Raw genomic sequence first — 22,787 nt, forward strand, 5'->3', positions numbered from 1 at the left:
CAAAAATCTCGACCTGGAAGATGCGCTGATCCGGCGGAAAAGGAAATGCGACGGAGCGCCGGTGGCACTCCGTCGCATTGGCTCGAGGGGATCATTCGACCCAGGACTGGCTGACGATCCAGTAGAATTGCGGGCTGAAGGTGAAGTTCTTCAGCCTGGAAGAGACGACATCGACCCGCTTGGGTGTGAACAAAACAGCGACCGGGGCCTTGTCCGTCACCGCCTTGTCGATGGCCGTCCAGAGTGTTGCGCCCTTGGCTGGGTCGGCGATGGTGGCTGTCTCTGCTTCGGCCATCGACGCGTCGATCGATTTGTCGCAGAACCCGGAAATATTGACCGAGGCGTCCGAGCCCGGCGTGAATGAGGCACAGCTGAACAGCACTTCCAGAAAATTGGATGGCGCCGGGTAATCCTGGAACCATTGCGAGACCGAGATCTGCACCTTGTTGTTGGTGTTCTGGATGTAGGTGAACTGGATGTTCTGCGAGATCGGCTTGACCGATGTCTTGTAGCCGAGCTGGTTGAGCACGTCCTGCAGATAGACCCCGATCGACTTCGAGACGCTGCTGTCCTCGGTGATGATCGTCACCTCCTGACCAGCAGTTCCCGATTCAGCAACCAGTTGTTTGGCCTTGTCCATATCCGGCGCCGACCACTTTTCGCCCGGATTGGCGGTGAATGGGCAATAAGGCGCGAATGACGGGAAGCCCGGCGGCAGGATCTGGCAAGCCGGCTGCGCCAGATTGCTGCCGCCAAAGAGCTTGATGATCGCGGCGCGGTCGATGGCGAAGTTCACCGCCTGGCGAACACGGATGTCGTTGAACGGCGCCAGATTGTTGTTCATCGGCGCATACCACATCGCCATCAGCGGATGCACCGTGACCTGCTTGGCATATTTGGTGCCGAGTTCGGCGAGACGGTCCGCCGGCGGCGGATCGAACATCCAGTCCGCCTGCCCGTTCTCGACCGCCGTCACCGCCGCTTCGTCGGTGAGGCCGAATTCATAGTCGATCTCGTCGGGATACCCTGCCGGCTGGGCTTCCTTGCTCCATTCCTTGAAGTGAGGATTGCGCACCATTTTCATCAGCTTGTTCGGGTCATAGCTCGCGATCATGTAGGGCCCGGTGCCCGGGATCGGATCAGTGCCGGCATCCTTGAGCGGCGCGCCCGCCGGCAGGATCGCCGCGTGCGGAATGGCGATCTTCTGCAGGAACTCGGCATCCGGCTGGACCAGGTTGAAGGTGATCGTTCCGGCTGCGTCGTCAACCGACAGGCCGCCATCGAGGGTGCATGTCGCCGGGGTTTTCAAACACGCATCGGCGCCGACGATGCCGTTGTAGAAGGTCCCGGCCGTCGGCCCGCTGATCTTGAAGATGCGCTGGAACGAAGCCACCACATCCTTGCTGGTGACGTCCGAGCCGTCGGCGAACTTGATGCCTTTGCGCAGCTTGAAGACGTAGGTCTTGCCGCTGTTTTCGACCTTCGGCAGGGTTTCGGCGAGGTCCGCGACCACCTCGAAGCCGGTCTTGTCGCCGGCCTTTTTGTAGGTCACCAGACCATCGTAGAGAATATAGTTCATCTGGAAAAACTGCAGCGTGTAATTGATATGCGGATCGGCGGTGCCGGCAGCGGCGTTGGCCAGCAAGCGGAGCGTGCCGCCAAGCTTGCCTTCCGCGGCCAAGGCACTGCTCGGCGGCGACACGACCGTCATGCCGAGCAGAGCCAGGCCGGGTATCAACGCTGCCAGTGCCTTTTGGACTGCAAGTGCCTTTTGGGGTCGCATGGCTGTGTTTCCTCGTGGAAAGCGTGTCGACTGGCCACGCTATACGCAATCGACGACCGCGGCGTGGCTGGAAATGATCTGGGTCGCGGGTGGTCTCCGCACCTTCGCCCAATCGCAAAAGACTACGACCAGCGAAGCCGAGCAGGATAGCTATTAAGATAGATAGGTCGGAGAGGCCAGCCTCAAGCCTATTTATTGGGCACGCGGGTGACATGGCTATTTGACAAGCAATGGCCAGCGGGTAAGCTTGTCGCATGCAGGGCTTTTCAGGCGATCTAGAGAGCCGGTTCCGAACGGGAATGAGCATCGACGCCGCCATGGCGGTGGCGACCGATGTGCTGGAGCCCGTCGGTTTCACCTCATTCATCTATGACTATACGCCCGTGCCGGTCAGCCATGAGGGCGACCTGATCACCCCGTCGCTGATGGCCCTGCACAACGTGCCGCGCGACATGCAGGATCTCTGGTGCAAAGGCGGCTATTATCAGCTTGACCCGGTGCAGGAAGCCGCGCTCGCCGTATCGAGGCCGTTCCTCTGGTCGCACAAGGGCGTTCAGAGCACCGTCATGCAGCATGTGCTTCGGGCCAGGCATGATCCGGTGATCAGCTATCTGCTCGATACCAGGATGACCTGCGGCGTCACCGTGCCCATCCGTCTTGCCGGTGGGGATCTGGCCACCTTCACCGCGATCCGCGCCGACCCAGAGCCAGGGTTCGAGGCCGAAGCAAGGCAGTTAATCGCCGAAATCGGCGATCTGGGCCATCTCTTGCACGACTCCGTCTACGCCGGTTTCGATGCCGGCATCCGCACCTGCCCATACGTCCACCTGACGTCGCGCGAGCGCCAGTGCCTGCGCCTCGCCGCCGCCGGACTGACGGCCAAGCAGGTCGCGCGCGAGATTGGCCGCGCGGTGCCGACAGCAACGCTGCATCTCAACGCGGCGACACGCAAGCTTGGCGCGCGCAACCGCTTCCACGCCATCGCGCTGGCTGCCCACTACCGGCTGCTCGAGCCGGAGCATTGAGGCTCTCCGCCTGAGGGCTCCTCCCGCCAGGGCAAACCTATAAATAGTGCTAGCTGTAAATGCGCCGGGCCGCTTAGTACCGTCGGCCGCAAACAAGGCTTGGGAGGGTCCGTCACTTTGGTTCCTGCCAGCCAGGACCCGGAGCTTGGAACTGTGACGGCACATGCGACCACCGAAGGATTCAGCGACTACAGGGGCTACCGCACCTGGTATCGCGTGATCGGAGATCTCAACTCGGGCAAGCTGCCATTGGTCGTCGCTCACGGCGGGCCGGGCTGCACCCACGACTATGTCGATTCATTCAGGGAGCTTGCCGATACCGGGCGGGCCGTCATCCACTACGATCAGATCGGCAACGGCAAGTCGACCCATCTGCCCGACAAGGGCGGCGACTTCTGGACCGTCGATTTCTTTTTGGGCGAACTCGATGCGCTGCTCGCTCACATTGGCATTGCCGAGCGTTACGCCCTGCTCGGCCAGTCCTGGGGCGGCATACTTTCGGCCGAACATGCCGTGCGACGCCCTGCAGGGCTCAAGGCATTGATCCTGGCCAATTCACTGGCCTCAATGGCGCTATGGGTGGAAGGCGCGCTGCAATTGCGGGCCGGGCTGCCGGCCGATGTGCAACTCGCGCTTGACCGGCACGAGGCAGCCGGGACCACCGATCACCCGGATTATGTTGCGGCAACCAAAGCCTTCTATGACCGCCACGTCTGCCGTGTCCGTCCAACGCCGCGGGAGGTCGCCCGGACATTCGCGGCAATCGACGCGGATCCGACGGTTTATCACACCATGAACGGACCCAATGAATTCCACGTCATCGGCACGATGCGGAACTGGACCATCGTCGAGCGCCTGCATCTGATCGAGGCGCCGACGCTGGCGTTCCGCGGATTTTACGACGAAGCGACCGAAGCCTGCGTCCAGCCCTTTCTCGATCATATTCCCGACGTCGAAGGCATGGTCTTCCCAAATTCCAGCCATATGCCGCATGTCGAGGAGAAGGACGACTGCCTCGCCGCCGTCGGACGCTTTGTCGCCAAATACGATTGAGGCCCATGCCCCACAGCGGCCTGTCTTTGCGCAAGCTGATTGTGCTGGGCTTAGAGCCCGCCCGATTTGCTCATAATCTCTCCACGATCAGCCGCGATGGCCTCGTTGCATCGAGGAAAACCGTGTTGCGCGCCACTTGCCGGCTACGGCCGAGCCCCGCCGGCGCACCGGTGTTCGGATTGACGTCGAACTTCGGAAAATTGCTCGAAGAGATGTCCAGCCGCAGCCGATGGCCGGCACGGAACAGATTGGCGGTCGCAAACAGCTCGATGTGAAGCCGCATGATCTCGCCAGGTTTCACGAGCTCGGCTCTTTCGAATGAATGCCGGAAACGACAGCGGAAAATCCCGTCTGACAGGTTCAAGGCAAAGCCCGTCGGATAGTCGGCGCTCGGTGGATGGACGTCGATCAGTTTCGCGGTGAAGTCGGTGTCTGGCGCATCGGTCGTCGCCCAGAGATCCACCGCCACCCTTCCGAGCACGGTCAAATCGTCGGCAAGCGGCTCGGTCTCGAAGGAGAGGACATCGAGACGGGCGGAAAGCGGCAGTCCGAAATTGCGGCAGCCGAAGAACCTCTCGTCCTCTCTCTGGTCGAAGCCGCCCCCTGTGAAGATCGGCTGACCGCTGGTCAGCGCGCCGCCAATGGTCGGGACCGGGTCGGAGGGATCGAAATCATAGCTTAGCGCGGCGGCGTCGGGCGCGGGAAAGGCCTCCGAAAGCCTGCCGTTGGGGTGCAGGTAGTAGTTTTGCTCGGTCATGTCCGGCAGCGGCCACCGCTTGGCTTTGATCCAGCGCCCGCCGTGATCGAGACGGCCCGTTGCAGTTTTCGTGCCCTTTCCCCCGCCCATGACAAAAAGGCGGATCGGCTCCTCGTCGAGATTGTCCTCCGGCCCGCTCCTCAGCCAGCGATCGAACCAGCGGCGACGAAACTCCAGCCAGCTCGCCGCCACATTGCCGCCGAGCGGAGCGTTCGGTCCGAAATCGACGTCGCCGGCAAAGGTCAGATTGCGATCGCCGTGCAGACCCGGACCGATGATCAAGGCGAGCGGCCGTTTGCCATTGCGTGCAAGGCCGGCGAAATTCTCGAACGTCGTCGGGACATAGACGTCGAACCAGCTCGAGATCAGGGCGATCGGAATGTGGGGAATGGCGTCGTAGAAGCCCGCTGCATGAATGCCGACCTGCTTCCAGAAGCCGTCGAAAGTCTCGTGCCGCCACTGCTCCAGCAGGTAAGCCTCGTAGTCCGGAGCCCAGCGGAGCGGGGAACGGCCCTCCGACCAGGGCATTTTGCCGAACCAGCGATGCAGGTTTTCCGCTTCGAGGGCCTTTCGGGCCAACTCGTCGCCGGCGGCGACGGCGCTCTCGCGGGCTTCCCGGTAGGCCCAGGTCGCCTGTTTCAGCTCGAACGCGCCGCCTTGGCGGATGCCGCAGGTGAAGGCGTTAGAGAATCCGCCGGAATCGAGGATCATGGTTGCAAGAGCCGGCGGCGCAAGGCACGCCGCCGCCATTTGGGTATGCGCAGCATAGGAAAGGCCCATGGTGCCGATCCGGCCATTGCACCAGGGCTGGGCTGCGATCCATGCAAGCGTGTCGTAGCCGTCCGGACCTTCGGAGCGATATTTGACGAACTCGCCTTCCGAGCCGTAGCGGCCGCGGCAGTCCTGGTAGACGACGATGTAGCCATGGCGCACGAAATGCTCGGCGACCGTCGCGCGATCCATCGGTTCGGTCATGCTGACCTCGAGTTCGGCGCGCGATGCCATCGCCTTGCCATAAGGCGTCCGCTCAACGATGACGGGAGCTGGCCGGTCCAGCGCGCGGCCTCCCCTTGCCGGTCGGTAGACGTCGGTCGCCAGTCTTACCCCATCGCGCATCGTCACCATGATATCGCGGCAGAGGACCATGTCATCGGTCACGGACTGGAACGCCTGGAGGTCGGTCATCTCAAAAAATTCCAAGGCGTTCAGGCGGCGGCGTCATTGAGGTGGCATGCGCTCTTGTGTCCGGCAGCAACCACCTTCAGTCGGGGCGCTTCGGTGCGGCAACGAGGCATCGCGTGCGGGCAGCGCGGGTGGAAATGACATCCGCTCGGCGGCGAGAGCGGGCTCGGCAATTCACCCTTGATCGCGGCAAAGCCGCGTTTGGTGGTTTCGATCCGCGGCACCTCGGCGAGAAGCGCCTGCGTGTAGGGATGGTTGGCCCGTGCAAAGATCTCCTCGGCCGGAGCCTCTTCGACAATGCGGCCGAGATACATGATCGCCACCCGATCGGAGATGTGCTCGACCACTCCGAGATCGTGGCTGATGAACAAGTAAGTGAGGTTCAGCCTCTCGCGCAGGTCCATGAAGAGATTGAGGATTTGCGCCTGGATCGAGACGTCCAAAGCGGCAACGGCCTCATCGCAGACGAGAAATTCCGGCTGCACGGCGAGCGCGCGCGCAATGCCGATCCGCTGGCGCTGGCCGCCGCTGAACTGATGCGGAAAGCGGTGTTTTAGCGCCGGATCGAGACCGGCACGCCGGAACTGTTGATCGACAAAGGTACCGAGATCGCCCTCAACCAGCCCGTGTACGCGCGGCGCCTCGCTGACGATATCGGCCGCTTTGCGGCGCGGATTGAGCGAGGCGTAGGGATTCTGGAATATCATCTGCACGCGCAGCTTGGCCTCACGCCGTTCGAGCGGCGGAAGCGCCTTCAAGTCCTTGCCGCGCCATGATACCGATCCCTTGCTGGGCGCCACGATGCCGGCGACGATCCGCCCCAGTGTGGACTTGCCGCATCCCGACTCGCCAACGAGGCCCAGAACCTCGCCCCTGCGAACGGCGAGGCTGACACCGTCGATCGCCTGCACGCTTGCCGTCGGTTTGGCGAGTTTGAACGAGATCGCCAAACGGGCCGCGAGATCCGGCCGCGTGCCGAAGCTGTGAGAAATCTCGTTCAGCTCGATCAGCGGCGCCATCCCGCTAGAACCCGCTGAGGAGCTTTGAATGTCTGCCGCAACCGGAGTGGAGGGGATCATACGCGGAACTCCGGCAAGGGATGAACGCAGCGGTGCTCGCGCGGGCCAGCAGTGAGCAGAGGCACCGCCTGGGCACACGCCGCGTCGGCGCGCGCGCAGCGCGGGGCGAAAGCGCATCCGGCCGGCAGCCGCGCAACACTGGGCGCCATTCCCGGGATCTGCCGAAGCCGCTCGCCACGCCGGTTCCGGCTGGGAACGGAGTCGATCAGACCGGCGGTATAAGGGTGCAACGGACGGGCGAGAACGTCCGACACCGGGCCGGATTCGACGATGCGGCCCGCATACATCACGGCGATCCGGTCGGCGAGCCGCGAGACGACGGCGAGATCATGCGTGATCCAGATCAGCGACGTGTTGTTCTGCGCCACGAGCTTTTGCATCTCGGCGAGAATCTGTGCCTGGATCGTCACATCGAGCGCGGTGGTCGGCTCGTCGGCGATGATGAAGTCTGGCCGGTGCAGCAGCGCAATAGCGATAACGACGCGCTGGCGCATGCCGCCGGAAAACTGATGCGGATAGGCCTGCAGCCGCTCATCCGGACTCGGGATCCCGACCATGCCGAGCGCGTCGCGCGCCCGCGCCCTGGCGTCCATGCGCGAGACGTTTTCATGCGCCTGCACCGCCTCGATCATCTGCGTGTCGATGCGCAGGACCGGGTTCAGCGTCATCATCGGATCCTGGAAGATCATCGCCATGCGGCGCCCGCGCAGCGCTCGCATCTCCTCGCGGCTGGAGCGGGTGATGTCGCGGCCGTCGAAGACGATCTGGCCGCCGACGATCGTGCCTGGCGGATCGACAAGGCCGATGATGGAAAAGCCAGTGACCGATTTGCCGGACCCGCTTTCACCGACGAGACCCAGAACCTCGCCTCGCGCGACGCTGAACGAGACGCCGTCAACGGCTTTTGCTTGTCCGAAATGGGTCCTGAGATCGCGGACTTCGAGCACGGTCGCGTTCATTCGCGCCCCCGCGGGTTGAGCACGTCGCGGAGCCGATCACCGACGAGGTTGATCGCAACCACGGTAATCAGCAGCGCCACGCCGGGATAGAAACTGATCCACGTCATGCCGGAGAGCATGTACTGATAGCCGTTGGCGACCAACAGGCCGAGACTCGGCTCGGTGATCGGCACACCGAGGCCAAGAAAGGACAAGGTCGCCTCCAGCGAAATGGCGCGCGCCACCTGCACCGTTGCGATCACGATCAGCGGCGGCAGGCAGTTGGGCAGAAGATGGACGAACAGAATGCGCCATCGCGGAATGGCGAGCGACTCTGCCGCCTCCATGTATTCCTTGCGCCGCTCCACCAGCGCCGTGCCGCGCGCGGCACGTGCATAAGTCGCCCATTCGACGATCACCAGAGCGAGTACGACGTTGAGGATTCCCTTGCCGAGAAAGGCGAGGATCATCAGTGCAACGAGAATGGAGGGGAAGGAGAGTTGCAGATCGACGATGCGCATGATCGCCGTCTCGGTCCGACCGCCGACATAGGCGGCGAGCAGGCCTAAAGAGGCGCCGAACAGCGCGGCGAAAAGCGCCGAGCTGACGCCGACGCCGAGCGATATGCGCAGGCCGTAGATGATGCCCGAAAGCATGTCACGACCCTGGTCGTCGGTGCCGAGCCAGAAAATCATGCCCGTCATCGATTGCGAGCCGGGCGGCAGGCGGCTGTCCATGATGTCGAGCTGGTTGAGGTCGTAGGGATTTTGCGGCGCTATAAGTGGCGCGAGCAGCGCCAGCCCGATGATCGCGGTCAGCAGCACGAAGCCGGCAATGGCGGCAGGCGAGCGGAAGAATGCCCGCACGAGCACTCGAAACGGCGCCTCTTCACCCTTCTCGGCCTCGGTAGTCATCGGTGGCGGCAAGGTGTCGACGCTCATGTCACGGTCCCTCGCCCTGGAGCCGCACCCGCGGGTCGAGTGCCGTATAGGTCAGGTCGACGACGAGATTGATGATGACGAAGAAGGCGACGATCGCCATCAGGTATGCGGTGATGATCGGACGGTCGAGCACGTTGATGCTGTCGATGATCAACTTGCCCATGCCAGGCCAGCTGAACACGCTTTCGGTGACGACCGAGAAGGCGACGATAGAGCCGAATTCCAGGCCGATGATGGTCACCACCGGGATCATGATGTTCTTCGAGACGTGGACGCCGATCACGCGCGTTTCCCTGAGGCCCTTGGCCCGCGCGAACTTGACGAAATCGAGCGGCAGGACTTCGGCGACGCCGGCGCGCGTCAGGCGCAGAATGAGGCAGGCGTCAAACAAGGCCAGGTTCACCGCCGGCAGGATCAGGTGGGCAAGGCCGTCTTTGGTCAGGAACGCCCATTGGACACCGAACAGTTCGGCGGTCTGGCCGCGCCCGCCGCTCGGCAACCAGCCGAGCTGCACGCCGAAAAACATGATCAGCACCAGCCCGACCCAGAAGGTCGGCAACGAGAAGCCAAGGATGCTGACGGTCATGATGACGCGGCTCAAGATGCCATCCGGCCGCAGTCCGGCATAAAGCCCGAGCGGCACGCCGACGACGATGGCAATGAGGATGGCAGAGACGGCCAGTTCGAGTGTTGCCGGCAGTCGCTGCAGGATCACCCTGATCGCCGGCTCGTTGTAGACGTAGCTCTCGCCAAGGTCGCCATGCAGCGCTGCCCAGAGGAAGCGGAGGTACTGCTGCCAAAGCGGCAGGTCGAGCCCGAGTGCCTGGACGACGCGCGCGCGCTCGATCTGATCGGCGTCGGGCGAGATCAAAATGTCGACGGGGTCGCCGATGACGTTGATCGCGATGAAGACGATAACCGTCATGGCGAACATGACCATCACGGCCTGGAGCAGCCGGCGCGCGACGGCTGCGGTCATGGCATCGCTCCGCAGCCTGATTGCCGGAAAGGGTCGCCGGTCGTCTGTGCGCGGCACATCACGCCGGCACCGCCATCGCCATGCCGTCGCGCTGCGGATCGGCGCCGCCGCGGCAAATTCCGTCTTCGATCTGGATGCCGTGGAGGGCGGCAAAAGCGTAACTTTGCCAGGAGCGCTTCACTTCGTAGCCCCGGCCCTCGATTTCTTCAGTGACATAGCGCGGAATGCGATTGGAGACGTCGATTGTGTTCGACACCGCCACGATCCTCGGGGCGGCCACCGCTTCCGACATGCTCATATCGAAATCAATGAGATTCATCAGCCCCTGCGCCATGGACGGCGCGATATAGCTGCCGCCGGGCGCTCCCATGACGATCACCGGCCGGTCGTCCTTGAATACGATTGTGGGCGCCGCAGAGCTGGCCCGCCGCTTGCCGGGAGCCAGCGATCCGGCCCGGCCCGGCCTTGGGTCGAAGCGGCTCATCGTTCCGTTGTACATGAATCCCAGGCCATCGGTGATCGCCCCCGAGGGACTGCCCAGCGTGTGGGTCAAGGCGACGGCATTGCCCTCACGGTCGACCACCGAAATATGGGTCGTGTCGCGCGGCGACCGGTCATCGACGCGCTCGATCCTGGCGCGCAGCCCGGCCTTGATCTCGGCGGCGAGCCCGCTGCAATAGTCGCGGGACAGCAGCCGCGCGACCGGCACGTCGACATAGGCAGGATCGCCGAGATGGCGGTCCTTGTCGATGGTCATGCGCTTCATCGCCTCCGCTAGCAGGACGATGTGCTCGGCACCGTCATGCTCCATGGCTCCGACATCAAAATGCTCGAGGATGTGGAGCAATTGCAGCATGGATATGCCGCTGGCGGGCGGCGGGCTGGTCGCGATATCGTAGCCACGATACTCGCCCCAGAGCGGTTGCGCGGTGGATAGCTCATAGCGCGCCAGATCATCCTTCCCGATAAGGCCGCCGTTGGCGGCCATGTCGGCGGCGATTTCTTCGGCGATCTCGCCCTTGTAGAAAATGTCCGGACCGGCGGCCGCGATGCGCTCGAGCGTTTGGGCGAGGTCGGTGTTGACGACGACGTCGCCTGGCAGCTTGACCGCGCCGTCCGGGCGAAAATAGATGGCGCGCCCCGTGTTGCTGAAGCGCAGCTTGTCAAGGGTCCGCACTTCGCCGGTATCTACGCCGTCCTGGGCCCAGTACCAATGGACATGCGGGCGGACCATAAAGCCGCGCCTCGCCTGCTTGGCGGCGGGTGCGACGACGTCGGCCCACTCAAAAGTGCCGTATCTCGCCAGCGCCTCGGCATAGCCCTTGACACTGCCCGGCGTGCAGACGGCGAGATAGCCGATCTCGCTGATGCCGCCTTCCAGCAGAAAGGCGAAGCCGTCGCGCGACTGGCCGACCAGAAGGTCGCTCCACATTTCAGGCGACGCTTTGAGCGGCGCCCTGGCGTAGAATTCTAGCACCTCGTGCACGCCGCGTCGCGGCATATAGACCTGCATCGAGCCAAAGCCCCCGATGCCGGCCATTTGAGGGTCGACGACGCCTTGCATGAAAGCGCAGGCGATCGCCGCATCGACGGCGTTGCCGCCGCGTTTGAGCACCAGAGCGCCCGCCTCGACCGCCTCCGGCTGCGGCGCAACGATCATTGCATTCATCTTGATGCGTTCCGTCGTTCCTTGAGCGCCTGGGCCAGGAAATCCTTGACCGGATCGAGAACCGCGTCGCGTTCGTGGGCTACCCCGGGCAGCAAATCAAAGCGTACGCGCACACCCGCTTCCTCGAACGATCGACACAACGTCCTGAGGCGCTCCGGCCTCGTTTGTCCTGCATCGTTGGCGCCCGACATCCAATGGGTGCTGTCCTGGGCGTGCGTGATTTCCCAGGTCTCCAGGTCGGCATCGCCGACGATCATCTGGACAGGCACTTTTGCCAGCGCGGCGGCGTCGAAGGTAATGCCGAATTTCTCCGGCAGGTCGCGAATCCCCACCCACCAGTCCCGCGTGGGATCGAGCAGGGTCACCGATCCCGGTGCGCCGATCGACGCCGCCCATAGCCTGTCGGGATGAAGGATGGCGAAGCGATGGGTGAAATGCCCGCCGCCGGAAAATCCGAACATAGCGAAGCGGGTCCAGTCCTGACGGTATTTCGCGACGACTTCCTCGACTATCGCGAGCAGCACCTGATCGTAGCGGATGTCGCCCTCGATCATGTATTTGTATCCGCTGCGGGCATCGTCGCCGAGAACGCCCATTGGAAACACCGGGCACAAAATGGCGCAGTCGTTCCAGCGCCCGAACTCGGCGAACGCATCACGGAAACCCAGGAACGAGGTGCGGCCGGTACCATGGACGGCCACCAGCAGGTCGACTTGGGCGCCTTCCCCAACCGCAGGCGGTACATACAGGCAATAGTGGAAGCGTGGGTCCGATTTGGAAGCAAAGATGGCGGTCGCGCCAAGATCGTATGTAGCGCGACCGCGATCCGCAACAGATCCCGTGACGATGCTCGTCAAGTCTACACCTCCTCAGACAATCTTGGCGTTCATGGCCAGCGTATACTGGTCGGCCCGCGTCGTGAACTGAAGGTCCTTTCGGGCAGCCACGACGAGAACCTCATGGTGCAGCGGAATCAGGGCGACGTCGTTGAAGACGATGTCGCTGAGCTCCGAGAGCATCATTTCGCGTTTGGTGTCGTCCAGCGTCCGCTTCGCCACAGCCAGTTTGGCATCGAGATCGGAATTGGAGTAGCGACCCGAATTGGCGATGCCCATACCGGCGTCCGGATTCTGCGTCGCGACCAGAGCTGTCATCGGGTTCGAGGTTTCGCCTGTGTTGACGCCCCAGGAGTCCAGATTGACGCTGAACTCATGGGCATCCGCCTTGTCGGCATAAACCGACCAGGGCATGACCTCGACGCTGACTTCCAGGCCGATGCGAGAGAACATCTGGGCCACGGCCTGCACGATCTTCGAATCGTTGACGATACGATCATTGGGCCCGTGGATCGTCAGGCGGAAGCCATCGGGGTAGCCGGCCTCGGCAAGCAGGGCCGTGGCTTTTGCAGCGTCGAATGGAACGGGTTTGATAGCAGCCGAGGTGCCCGGGGCGCCGGCGGGCAGAAACTGTGAAGCGACAATGGCATTGCCCTGCATCAAGCGCTCGACAATGGCGCTGCGGTCGATCGCCATGGACAGCGCCTGCCGCACACGCAGATCCTTCAGCGGGTTGCGGTCGAGCGGCTTGCCATCCTTGCCGCTGATGAAGGGCGTCACGTCCCTGAACGTGTCCAGCGAGAAGAAGACCACCCGGCTCGATACGCCGCGGATGATGTGAAAGCGCTCGTCTTGTTCGACGCGGGCAACACCCTCGTAGGGCACCTGTTCGACGAGATCGAGATCGCCGGCGAGCAGGTTGGCAAGCCGCGCGCCGGCATCGGTGACGATGCGGAGCTCGACGTCCGGCAAAGCAGGCTTCGGTCCCCAGTAGTTGGGATTGGCGGAAAGCGCGACACGGTTGCCGGAAACATATTCCTTCAGCACATAGGGGCCAGTTCCGATCGCCGCGGTGCCGTTGTTGAACTGATCGCTCGGGGTATCCTTGAACTTGGCGCGGATGATGCGAATGCGACTGAGCGAATTGGGCAGAAGCGGCTCCGGCTGCTTGGTTTCGATGAGAAGCTTGCCGGTTTCGGGCGAGGTGATCGACTTGATGTTGCGCGTGTAGGTCCGGAACGACGCCGTGCTGTCGATGGTGTTGGCCCGGTCGAATGAGACGACGATGTCGTCTACGGTGAGCGGCTCACCGTCGCTGAAGCGCACGTCTGGGCGCAGGTCGAACTCCCAATGGGTGTCGTCGACCGCGCGCCAGGCCGTCGCCAGCCCCGGTCTGGAGATCGACTTTTCGTCGTTGGCGACAAGCGTGTCGTAGATATGGGTGGCAAGCGCGTTGTTCGGCGCATTGCTCTTCAGATGCGGGTCTAGCGTCGTCGGCGGAGCAGCCATGCCGATCCGCAATTGGCCGGTTGCCGCTGCCTGGGCCAGCCCCGTCAAGCTAATGCCGTGCAAGACGGCGGCACCGCCGAGCGCCCATTGCATCAGCGCACGGCGCGATATTGTCCGGTTCATCATTGGTTTTCTCCGTGTCCACTCTGGATAGTTCCATCGGAGGAGTTCTTTTCCGCTGCCGCTTGCCATGATCGAGCCCAGCTTGGGATCCGCTGATGGTGCCGGCCTCCTTCCTGACAGCGAGTGAAACGAAAGCTTCACTATTTGTCAATACAGATAAACCATCGTTTCACTAGACGATACAAATCTTCTCGTTTAACCTCCTGCACGAGACGCTTTGGCGAGGAAGTGAGAAATGACCGATCAAGCAGATACCCGGTACACGGTCGATTCCGTCGATCGCGCGATCAGTTTGTTGCAGACTGTGGCCGGCGAGGCAGATCTTGGCGTTTCCGAAATCGCGCGGCGTTCCGGCGACAGCAAGGCGCGCGCTTTCCGGCTTTTGCAGACGCTGGTGCGGCGCGGCTTGCTGGCGCGATCATCGGATGGAAAAGGCTATCGCCTCGGCCTCGCTGCATTGATGCTGGGCCACGCCGCCAGCGAACAGATGGACCTGATCCGCATAGCAAACCCTGTTCTGGAAGAACTCGGTCAGAAGATCGGCGAAACCACCCAGTTGCGGATCCGCGATGACCAGGAAAGCCTTTGCGTCGCCAAATGGGAGCCGAAGCGGGACCTTCGCGTCAATGCGATTGTCGGCCGGCGGCGTCCGCTACATGCCGGTTCGAGCAAGGCGTTCCTGGCCCATATGGGTGATGAGGAGCGCGAGGCCATTCTTTCCGGCCCGTTGAAGCGCTTCACCAAGAAAACGGTGACCGATCCTCGGCTTCTTAGGGGCGGGCTCGAGCAAATCCGCAAGGCGAAGTTTTTCGTCAGTCGCGGCGAGATCAACGACGATCTGATTTCGATCACCGCACCGGTGTTCGTGGCGCCGGGTAAGATAATCGCGGCGCTGAACATCGCTGCCCCGGAAAACCGGGTGCCGGAAGAGCGTATAAGCGAACTGGGCGACATGGTGGCCCGGGCCGCCCATCGTATTTCCGCCGCCCTTGGCTTCCGCTCGCCGGCTGCCAATGACATAGCGAGTTGAACTGGTGCCAAGCATCACACTGCCTCGGCAGATTGCGACGAGGGCTGTATCTCCGGAACGGTGAAAACCGGCACCTCACCCTTGAAGCCTTGGAGTTCGAAGGCACCCGCCTGGACAACCGGCATCGGTGCTCCTTGGGCAAATCCGGGACCAAGCACCAGGGGGATACTCAGCTTTTTGGTCGTTGACTCGAGCCGTGCCGTGCGGTTCACCGGCGAGCCGATCGCGGTGTAATCGAAGCGCCGTTCGGAGCCGAAATTCCCGACGGAGCAGATGCCAGTCTCGATGGCGACGCCGATTTCGATAGGGGGGTGCCCGCGCGCGGTGAGCGCGGCGTTTTCCCGCTTGACCCGTTCGATCAGGGCGAGCCCGGCTTCGAGCGCGCGCTCGCGATGATCTGGCTGATCAAGCGGCGCGTTCCAGAAAGCTAGCACGGCATCGCCCATGAACTTATCGATGGTCCCGTCGCGCTTGAGTATCTCATCGGTCGCAAGGCCGAGGAAGTGATTGACCACCTTTCCGATTTCCTGGGCATCGAGTTGTTCGCTCATCGCCGTGAAGCCGCGTATATCACTCAGCAGGATTGTGATCTCGCGCTTCTCTCCGGACAGGATCGCTTCGGTATCCGAATTTGCCAGGCGCTGCACCACAGAGGGCGACAGATATTGGGAAAACTGCCGCGCCAGGGTGGACCGGCGCTGCTCGCTGCGCCTGTAGAGGGCATAGCCTTCGAAGCCAGCTACGAGGATTGTCGCAAGCGCCGGCTGCAGTGGGTCATAGAGCGCACCCTGCAGGCTGTATTCGAGAGCGCCAAACACGAAGGGAGTGGCAGCCAGGAGCGCCAGAGCGAGGGCGCCAAGCATGACACGCTGGGCGAGAACTCCCGAAAGTCCGATGAAAACGATGCCACTGAGGACCAACCACAGCCGCTCCAGCGTACGCGCTTGCGTTGGCTCTACAAGATAGCGCCCGGCAAGCATCTGGCCGATTGCATCTGCGTGGATGTCGACGCCTGGTCGCGCCGAACGCGCCGGGGTAGGCAGATACTGCGTCAATCCCACGGCTGACAGATCAACAATGGCGATGGCGTTCCGCAGCAGCGGATCGCCGCGACCCGAAAGGATATCACTGGCAGATATGCGCGGCGTGTTGGTGTCGGTTTCCCAAAGGCGGATGCTGCCCTGCGGCTCAAGTGGCACAATGGTCCCGGCCATCCTGAGCGCGTCAAACCCGGCGACATTCATCCGAGCTACGTAGCCGTTCTCTCCGGCGTAGAGGCGCAGGAGTTCGAGCGCGAACGACGGCCAGAGCTGCACGCCTTGAGCCGTATTTCGGAGCCAGAGCAGCGGCACATGGCGTAGTACGCCGTCGGGATCGGGCAAAGTGCGAATTACGCCGAGGCCTGCAGCGGCGCTCGAGATATCAGGAAGGGAGCCTGTCAGACCGGTGAAGCCAGGAAGCGTCTCGGGTACCTGCCCGACGATCGACCAGCCGGCTTTGGGCTCTGCTTCTGAAACCGTCACCTCGTTGCCCAGGCTGACGGCGAGCGCCGTTCGATTTTTCGCCAGTGCACTGGCGAGGCGCTTGTCTCCAGCGATGCCATCAGGAGAGGTATCAGCCTCGGGCAGCACCAGCGCAAGCCCGATCACCGCGGCACCGGACTCGGCGACACCATCGACCAGATCGGCCAAAAGGCCACGGTTCCAAGGCCATCGCCCATATGCCTTAAGGCTCGCGTCGTCTATCGAGACAATGACAACAGGATTGCTCGTCGCCTGGCGCGGGGCGAGGGACTGGTAGAGGTCGTACGTGCGCTCGCGCAGGCGCGACAGCGGCCCGTCGAAAGCAAAATGGCAAGCGAGCAGCAAGAGTACGACCGCAAGACCAGGTATTTTCCGCCTGGCAGCCCGCCGCCAATCAAGCGAGGGGCTCATGCCGCTCGGCCAGCCTTACCGGCAGTCGGGAAAGCAGTCATCATCCTCATCATCCACCCCACTGCCTACAGGGGGCGTTGGGCTGTCAGGGAACTCCATGGCCACGCCGGGCAATGCGCCGTCGGTGGACTTGCAGGCTTTGAGCGAATTGCCGAGTGCTGACGCACAAATCGCGCTTACGTTCAGCCCCGGACCCGGTTCGCCTGGCAGGCCGGTGCCGGCTATTCGATCGATGCTGTCCAAAATCGGGAACGCGTCGATACCGCCGTAGCCGGTCAGCAGTTTGTCATTGTCCGACGTGCAGGCGTGGCCCGGGTTTGTGATCACGAGCTTGCGACCATTCATCATGCAGGTCATGCGGCCGGCGCGCAGTATGCCGACGGTCTGACCAGCAATCACAAGCACCTCAATGATGCCACCTCTGGCTCCGAGCACCATGTGTGGCGTCGCAACTTGCATGTCGCCGCCTTTCGAAACCTGGCCGCCGTAGAAACGGGCCAGGCCGCTGTTCATCCTGATGTCGATCTTTCCTGATCGGGACCCCGGATTGTAGACGAATTCATCGATCGTCAGGCTGGTGTTCGGACCAATCTTGGCGCTCGACTCGTCCCGGAACACGAGCATTCCGAGACCGGTGATATTGCTGCGCAGCTGGTCGCCGAGTTCGACGCCAGCGCCGACGTTCATCGCCTCGCCGTGATTGCGGATGATGTTGGTCTGGTAGGCCGTCATGGACCCAACCGTTTCAGCGCCAGATGGTGCCGCAAAGGCAAGGCAGGCGATACAAGTGGCTATCTGACGATACAGGGTCCTCATCGCGGCCTCTTTCAGTTGAGTGTCAACGTGTAGCTCACGAGCAATTCGAATGAATCTCGGTCGCCGCTGGCGATCTCGAAGTCGGTTTCGCGATAGGCGAGATCGACACTGACCTTCTGCCATTCAGTGAGCTGAAAATCGCTTTCCGAGGCAATGCGCCAGAAGTCGCTCTGGATGTTCGTGCCGATGCCGACGGACAAGTCGGGAGTGTCGCTGTGGCCGGCCGAGACGGCGACCTGGTGAGACCATGCGAAAAGGTCCGGTACTTCCATCACCACGCCGCCGTAGCGGACCTCTCCCATGTAGCTGCGGCCGATTTCGCCAACTCCGGAGGCGAAGTCAGTCGAGCCGACTAGGCGCAGTCCGAGCGCCTGGCCATTGCGGAAGCGGTAGCTGCCGCCTGCCTCATAGAAGACCCTGCTATCGGCGAAGATGCCTTTCGAGCTGCTTAGATCGATGTAGCCGGCACCTGCAAAAAGCGTCGTCTCGACGGTGGGGCGCACGAGGAAGCGCCCACTTAGGCCGACGCCGGTCTCGTGAACGTCGCTGTCGAAGCGATCTGTGACGGCGAACGCGGAAAGTAGCAGCCGTAGCGAATCGATCCCGCTGTTGGGCAGTCCCTTGTCCAAGGTAATGGCGGCGTTCCCGTGGATAAAAGTCTCCTCGGCACCGGGAACCGACAGGTCTTTGGTGAAAAAGCGCTCTGTCGCTGCCAGCGAGCCCGAGAGGACAAGTGCATCAGCACTTGGCGTCCCGAGATCCCATCGGATAAAGCCTTCCGCCCGCCCATAGGGCGAGACCAAGGTGCGGTCGTCTTCGGCCCCGCCCGGCTCAAAATCGGTGGATGCGCTGAACATGCCGCCAGTCAGAGCGACTTCCCAGGTGACGCCACGTAACGCGCGCTCGATGCGGGCGAGCAGGCGCACGGCTTCCTGCTGCTCATCCGCGGACAGGTCCCCGACCTCGAGGCCGTACTGCGCCTGCCGCCGGGCCAATTCATAGGAGCCGACATGATAATACAACCGGCTGGCCGAGAGCCGGGCACGCGCATCGCGAGGATGTTTGATGAGATACTGCTCGATCGACGAGATCGCCTGATCGTACTGCCCTGCGTTGACGGCAACTGTGACGAATTGAGCTAGCGCTCCGTTGTCGGTCGGATTGGCAATGCGGGCCGAAAACGCATCGTCATAGGCCGGATAGAGACCTTGTGCGCCGGCCGGCAATATGCCGGTACAAAGCAGTGCCGCGGCGAAGCCGAGGATCATTGAAAACGAGGAATGCATGCCGAGAACCCACCCCAACCCGACTAGTGCAGCGGATCTAGCACGCCTGCACGAAAAAAAGCGACAGAACTGTCAGGAAACCTCCGAGTCTTCAGCAGCTGTTGCAGCTGCGCAACAAACTATCGCGTTCATTCGCATTTCGCCTACGCTGGTTGGTCAAACATCTTCTCAGCGTTGCTTGGCTTCCAGCAAGTATTCGCTACAAACGGCAACTAAGCCAAATCATAATCAGCGGTGGATTGCGCAGCCGACAAGATCAATATTGTTTGCGCGATTCTCCACGTATCTGGTCGCCGCACGACGCATCAGGGCCACATGGAGCTCATCCGAAGGTCTTCCGCCGCGTTGCGCAAGCGCTCAGAGAGCTGGCGGGCGATGCTTCTCAGGACGGCCTGCGCGATGTGCGGCTTAGCCTTTGTTATCTTGTTGAACGCCGACGAGGTCACTTCATAGGCAACAACGTCCTCGTCCGCGATCACGTCCGTCGAGCGTGCCTACAGCACGAGCATGGTGGCCAGTCCCAGCATCAGGCCCATGCCTACAATATCGGTCACCGTCGTGAGGAAGATCGCGGAAGCCACGGCCGGATCGGCGCCGACCCGCCGCAGGCCCAACGGGATCAGCACGCCGGAGATCCCGGACATGAGGCACGATCCGGACATGGCGAGCAGGATCACAAGCGCCAGCATGGGCGCCTGGGATGCCGACTCCGGCTGCCGTGAAGCGTAGAACCACATGGCCGCAGCCGCCACCAGACCGACGAGCAAGCCGTTGGCGATCCCGAGCGCTCCCTCCCTCAGCACCAAGTGCAGCTTCGGTCGTTTGTCCACATCCCCTAAGGCGAGGCCACGCAGCGTAATAGCCAGCGCCTGACAGCCGGTGTTTCCGCTCTGTCCGGCCAACACCGGGAGGAACGCCGCCAACGCGACGATCTTCTCGATCGTGCCTGTGAACGAGCCGACCACGAAAGCGGCTATGAAGGCCGTCAGCAGGTTGAGCTGCAGCCACGGATGACGTTTCAAGAAGGCTGAAAACAGCGGAGTGAAAGAACGCTCCTCCTTCTGGACACCCACCATCTGGCCAGACTGGGCAGAAATCTCGATGATTTGCTGCTCGAACAGCCGCCAGCCGCGAACCTGCCCGAGCAGCCGGTTCTCCGCGTCCACCACGGGATAGACAGGGTAGTGACGGCGTACCGCCGCCTTGCAGGCTTCGCTCAAAGGCATATCGACGTGAAGGGCGAACGGACTTGCCAGCATAATCTGATCCACCGTCGCGTCGGCCTCGCTCAGCATCAGATCGCGCAAGACCACTAGGCCAACCAGTCTATCGCCCTCGTCCGTGATGTAGAGGTAAGTCAACTCGGTCGGCACCTGCGCGCGCCTGACGGCCTCGACCGCGGCGGCTACCGTCGTCCCGACAGCAACGCTGGCGGGGATCGGATCCATCAGCTCAACGATGGCCTCGGGGATCGCTAGATCCTTGCCGTCGGTATGAGATTTGATGGGCCTCCTTTGCGAGGGAAAATGCTCCGCCACCTTCCGGGCGTGCCTATCCGGTAACAACTTTAGTGCGTCGCGGATGAACTCGGGAGACTCTCGGGCTAGCAATTCAGCCGCGTCGTCAGGGGCTCGAGCACGCAGCGTGCGCACCAACTTCTCAATGTCGTTCTCTTCCCTCATCTGTTCCCCCAACCTCTAATGTTGCGCCCCTGAGCTTATAGACGGAACCGGTTCGCTCTGCCCAGCGCACGGTGGCCTAAGCGCCTCGATCCGGAATCTTCGCCTTCTCGGGGCGCCGAGTAGACCGACCCTGAGCCATTGCGTGGGTGCATACAGGCGGGCTGTAACGTCAGCGTGTCGCCAAGAGAATTGACGTGTTGCCGAAACTTCACCGTCGATTCCCGAGCTCTGCGAGCACGTCGCAACTCATCAACGAAGTAAGGTCGGCAAATGGGCCGTCGCGGCCCTGCTCATTGGGGTGCGCTCAGCCCGACAGTTCGCGTGCCGGCCGCGATTCAACCTGGGAAGATGGTGAAGCCGCCATCGACGCGAATGACCTGCCCGTTGATGAAACGCGCGCGCGGACCGGCGAGGAAGGCCACCGCTTCGGCGATCTCTTCAGGCTCGGCATAGCGGTTCAGCGATTTCTTGCTCGAATCCATGCGCTCCGGATCGACGACGCGGCTCGCCTGGAACCGTGCCGTCTTGGTGGCGCCGGGGCTCACCGCATTGATGCGCACGCCATCGTCGATCAGTTCCTTGGCGAGGCAACGCGTATAATGCACGACGGCCGCCTTGAGCGTGGAGTAGACCACCTCCGGCGAGCATCCGATATGCGCTGCCGCTGAGGCAATGTTGATCACCGAGCCTGAGCCGCGTTTGACCATGGGCGGAATGAACGCCTGGCAGACCAGCATCGTGCCGATGAGATTGTTCTCGGTCAGCACCTTGATGTCTTCATAGTCGATGTCGAGCGCGTTGTTGGGACTGGGCTTTACCCCCTTGGCGCCGATATCGCCGCCGGCGCAGTTGACCAGAACGTGCACATCGCCGAGCTCCGCTTCGATCTTCCTCTTCATTTCGGCAACGGCTTGCCTGTCACCGATGTTGCCCGTAACCGCGGTTACCCGTGTCCCATGCTTTTCCAAACCCCTGGCGGATTCGCCGAGGTCCGCGAATTCGCCATACTGCGATGGCCGGGTCCAATCGAGATCGTGGATCGCGACGTTTGCGCCAAGTTCGGCCAGGCGTTCGGCCATGACGCGGCCGAGGCCGCGTCCCGAGCCGGTCACGAAGGCGGTCAGGCCGCTGAGTTCTCGGGCAGTCATGCTGATTTCTCCATTGCAATGAAATCGAACTTCTTCATGTTGGCGGCGCTGCGCCGGATCATGTCGAGCTCATACGAAACCAGCGCGCCGTCATCGTCGCGCTCCCATGGCGTCCGGTAGTCGGCGTCGTCAGCAAGGCGGTTTACGCGCGCAGCACTCAGGCAGGCGGCGAACTCGCGCGCAGTCTTCGGCGCATACCCGTTCCACCAGTCGTCGCTGAGACAGCGAACGTGGCGGGCTTCCAGCGCGCCCGGCTCGAGCACGGCGGTCAGCGTGTCGTGATGCTCGGCGAGGATGGCTGCCAGTCCGGCGAAGGGCACGGCGCCGTCGCCGATCGCGCAGCGGACCAGACGATAGCCCTCATCGGTGAACTGCACGCGATAGTCCTTGAGGTGGACATGGCGGACGTGCGGTGCGATGCGCCGCGTGAAGGCAAGCGGCGCCTCGCCGACAGGGAAGGTGTTGCCGGTGTCGTAGGTGATGCCGACGCCCGGCCCACCGAGTTCGCAGAACGCGACCAGTTCGTCGCTGCCGAAGTCCTGATGGTTTTCGATGCCGAGCACCCGGCCCTCAGCCGCCGCACGCGGCCCCCATTCCGTCAAGGCAGCGCGGATCGTCGCGTCGAACTCGCTCCATTTCGGGCCCCACAGGTTGCGGTCGCCGCACAGGACGGGGGTCAGTGCGATACGGATCGTTGTCGCCTCGAGCAGGCGCGCCGCACGAAACGCGCTGTCCAACGGACCGGCCACCAGAAGTCCGCCACTGACCACCGGGACGATGTCGAGCGCGGCCAGACGCCTGCGCAGATCGACGATTTCGGGGTCTGGCAAGTCGGTCAACCACGGTTCGTAGATCTCGAGCGTGCGTGCGCCCAGTTCCTGCGCAAGCGCTATGAAGCCTCCCAGCCCCGTCCCGTCCGGATTATGCCGCGGCGTGCCGCGTCCCTGTAGGCCGAGAGTGTAGGTCAGTCCGTATGGGTTGAGGCCGAGACGAAACATCAGCTTGGCAGTTCCGTTG

The 22,787-nt window shown here is 62.6% G+C and carries 19 protein-coding genes; 3 read left to right on the top strand and 16 right to left on the bottom strand.

Annotated elements, in window-relative coordinates; genetic code table 11:
• Window positions 1–91: 91 nt before the first annotated feature.
• The gene (locus BLT09_RS23620; protein WP_091597372.1) at window positions 92–1,783 is read right to left on the bottom strand and encodes an ABC transporter substrate-binding protein; all 1,692 of its coding nucleotides are present in this window, start codon (window positions 1,781–1,783) and stop codon (window positions 92–94) included.
• A 299-nt stretch (window positions 1,784–2,082) separates the two neighbouring features.
• On the opposite strand from BLT09_RS23620, the gene BLT09_RS23625 reads away from it, so the two are divergent.
• The gene (locus tag BLT09_RS23625) at window positions 2,083–2,808 is read left to right on the top strand and encodes a LuxR family transcriptional regulator (protein WP_236473653.1); all 726 of its coding nucleotides are present in this window, start codon (window positions 2,083–2,085) and stop codon (window positions 2,806–2,808) included.
• 153 nt (window positions 2,809–2,961) lie between these two features.
• Window positions 2,962–3,861, top strand: coding sequence for a proline iminopeptidase-family hydrolase (locus BLT09_RS23630; RefSeq protein WP_091597377.1), 900 nt, complete (start codon window positions 2,962–2,964; stop codon window positions 3,859–3,861).
• Between the two features lie 70 nt (window positions 3,862–3,931).
• Here the strand turns inward: BLT09_RS23630 and BLT09_RS23635 are convergent, their stop codons facing one another.
• From BLT09_RS23635 to BLT09_RS23670, 8 genes are read right to left on the bottom strand one after another with little or no spacing between them, the layout of a single operon-like run.
• Window positions 3,932–5,803, bottom strand: a complete 1,872-nt coding sequence (locus BLT09_RS23635) for a CocE/NonD family hydrolase (RefSeq protein WP_236473654.1) — start codon at window positions 5,801–5,803, stop codon at window positions 3,932–3,934.
• A 20-nt stretch (window positions 5,804–5,823) separates the two neighbouring features.
• Window positions 5,824–6,819, bottom strand: a complete 996-nt coding sequence (locus BLT09_RS23640) for an ABC transporter ATP-binding protein (protein WP_091597380.1) — start codon at window positions 6,817–6,819, stop codon at window positions 5,824–5,826.
• A 56-nt stretch (window positions 6,820–6,875) separates the two neighbouring features.
• Window positions 6,876–7,838 (bottom strand): ABC transporter ATP-binding protein, encoded by a 963-nt coding sequence (locus tag BLT09_RS23645; protein ID WP_091597382.1) that lies wholly within the window; start codon window positions 7,836–7,838, stop codon window positions 6,876–6,878.
• Window positions 7,835–8,731, bottom strand: a complete 897-nt coding sequence (locus BLT09_RS23650; protein ID WP_091597528.1) for an ABC transporter permease — start codon at window positions 8,729–8,731, stop codon at window positions 7,835–7,837. Before BLT09_RS23650 ends, BLT09_RS23645 begins: the two co-directional genes overlap by 4 nt.
• Before the next feature lie 28 nt (window positions 8,732–8,759).
• Window positions 8,760–9,737, bottom strand: a complete 978-nt coding sequence (locus tag BLT09_RS23655; protein ID WP_091597385.1) for an ABC transporter permease — start codon at window positions 9,735–9,737, stop codon at window positions 8,760–8,762.
• Between the two features lie 58 nt (window positions 9,738–9,795).
• A complete protein-coding gene (ggt, locus tag BLT09_RS23660) occupies window positions 9,796–11,406 on the bottom strand; it encodes a gamma-glutamyltransferase (protein WP_023800417.1) in 1,611 nt (536 codons plus the stop codon).
• The gene (locus BLT09_RS23665) at window positions 11,403–12,263 is read right to left on the bottom strand and encodes an alpha/beta hydrolase family protein (protein ID WP_091597388.1); all 861 of its coding nucleotides are present in this window, start codon (window positions 12,261–12,263) and stop codon (window positions 11,403–11,405) included. The genes ggt and BLT09_RS23665 overlap by 4 nt, the downstream gene beginning before the upstream one ends.
• Window positions 12,264–12,275: 12 nt before the next feature.
• On the bottom strand, window positions 12,276–13,877 hold the full coding sequence (locus BLT09_RS23670; RefSeq protein ID WP_091597391.1) for an ABC transporter substrate-binding protein: 1,602 nt from the start codon (window positions 13,875–13,877) through the stop codon (window positions 12,276–12,278).
• A 232-nt stretch (window positions 13,878–14,109) separates the two neighbouring features.
• Here BLT09_RS23670 and BLT09_RS23675 point away from each other — a divergent pair, with 232 nt between their 5' ends.
• Window positions 14,110–14,904 (top strand): IclR family transcriptional regulator, encoded by a 795-nt coding sequence (locus BLT09_RS23675; protein ID WP_091597394.1) that lies wholly within the window; start codon window positions 14,110–14,112, stop codon window positions 14,902–14,904.
• Between the two features lie 14 nt (window positions 14,905–14,918).
• Here BLT09_RS23675 and BLT09_RS23680 read toward each other — a convergent pair whose 3' ends face one another.
• From BLT09_RS23680 to BLT09_RS23705, 7 genes are all read right to left on the bottom strand, one after another.
• Entirely contained in the window at window positions 14,919–16,838 is a 1,920-nt protein-coding gene (locus BLT09_RS23680) for a CHASE2 domain-containing protein (protein ID WP_091597397.1), read from the bottom strand.
• A 15-nt stretch (window positions 16,839–16,853) separates the two neighbouring features.
• On the bottom strand, window positions 16,854–17,570 hold the full coding sequence (locus tag BLT09_RS23685) for a FecR domain-containing protein (RefSeq protein ID WP_027152473.1): 717 nt from the start codon (window positions 17,568–17,570) through the stop codon (window positions 16,854–16,856).
• Between the two features lie 95 nt (window positions 17,571–17,665).
• Window positions 17,666–18,922 (bottom strand): tetratricopeptide repeat protein, encoded by a 1,257-nt coding sequence (locus tag BLT09_RS23690; protein WP_091597400.1) that lies wholly within the window; start codon window positions 18,920–18,922, stop codon window positions 17,666–17,668.
• 323 nt (window positions 18,923–19,245) lie between these two features.
• Complete coding sequence (locus BLT09_RS34415) at window positions 19,246–19,419, bottom strand: cyclic nucleotide-binding domain-containing protein (protein WP_167366518.1); 174 nt, start codon at window positions 19,417–19,419, stop codon at window positions 19,246–19,248.
• Window positions 19,420–19,434: 15 nt separating this feature from the next.
• Entirely contained in the window at window positions 19,435–20,622 is a 1,188-nt protein-coding gene (locus tag BLT09_RS23695) for a magnesium transporter (RefSeq protein ID WP_091597403.1), read from the bottom strand.
• A gap of 335 nt (window positions 20,623–20,957) precedes the next feature.
• Window positions 20,958–21,770 (bottom strand): SDR family NAD(P)-dependent oxidoreductase, encoded by an 813-nt coding sequence (locus BLT09_RS23700; protein ID WP_091597406.1) that lies wholly within the window; start codon window positions 21,768–21,770, stop codon window positions 20,958–20,960.
• Window positions 21,767–22,768, bottom strand: a complete 1,002-nt coding sequence (locus tag BLT09_RS23705; protein ID WP_091597531.1) for a sugar phosphate isomerase/epimerase family protein — start codon at window positions 22,766–22,768, stop codon at window positions 21,767–21,769. The genes BLT09_RS23700 and BLT09_RS23705 overlap by 4 nt, the downstream gene beginning before the upstream one ends.
• Window positions 22,769–22,787 lie beyond the last annotated feature (19 nt).

The sequence above is a fragment of the Mesorhizobium muleiense genome, from assembly GCF_900099905.1.
In the GTDB taxonomy this organism is placed as follows: Bacteria; Pseudomonadota; Alphaproteobacteria; order Rhizobiales; family Rhizobiaceae; genus Mesorhizobium; species Mesorhizobium muleiense.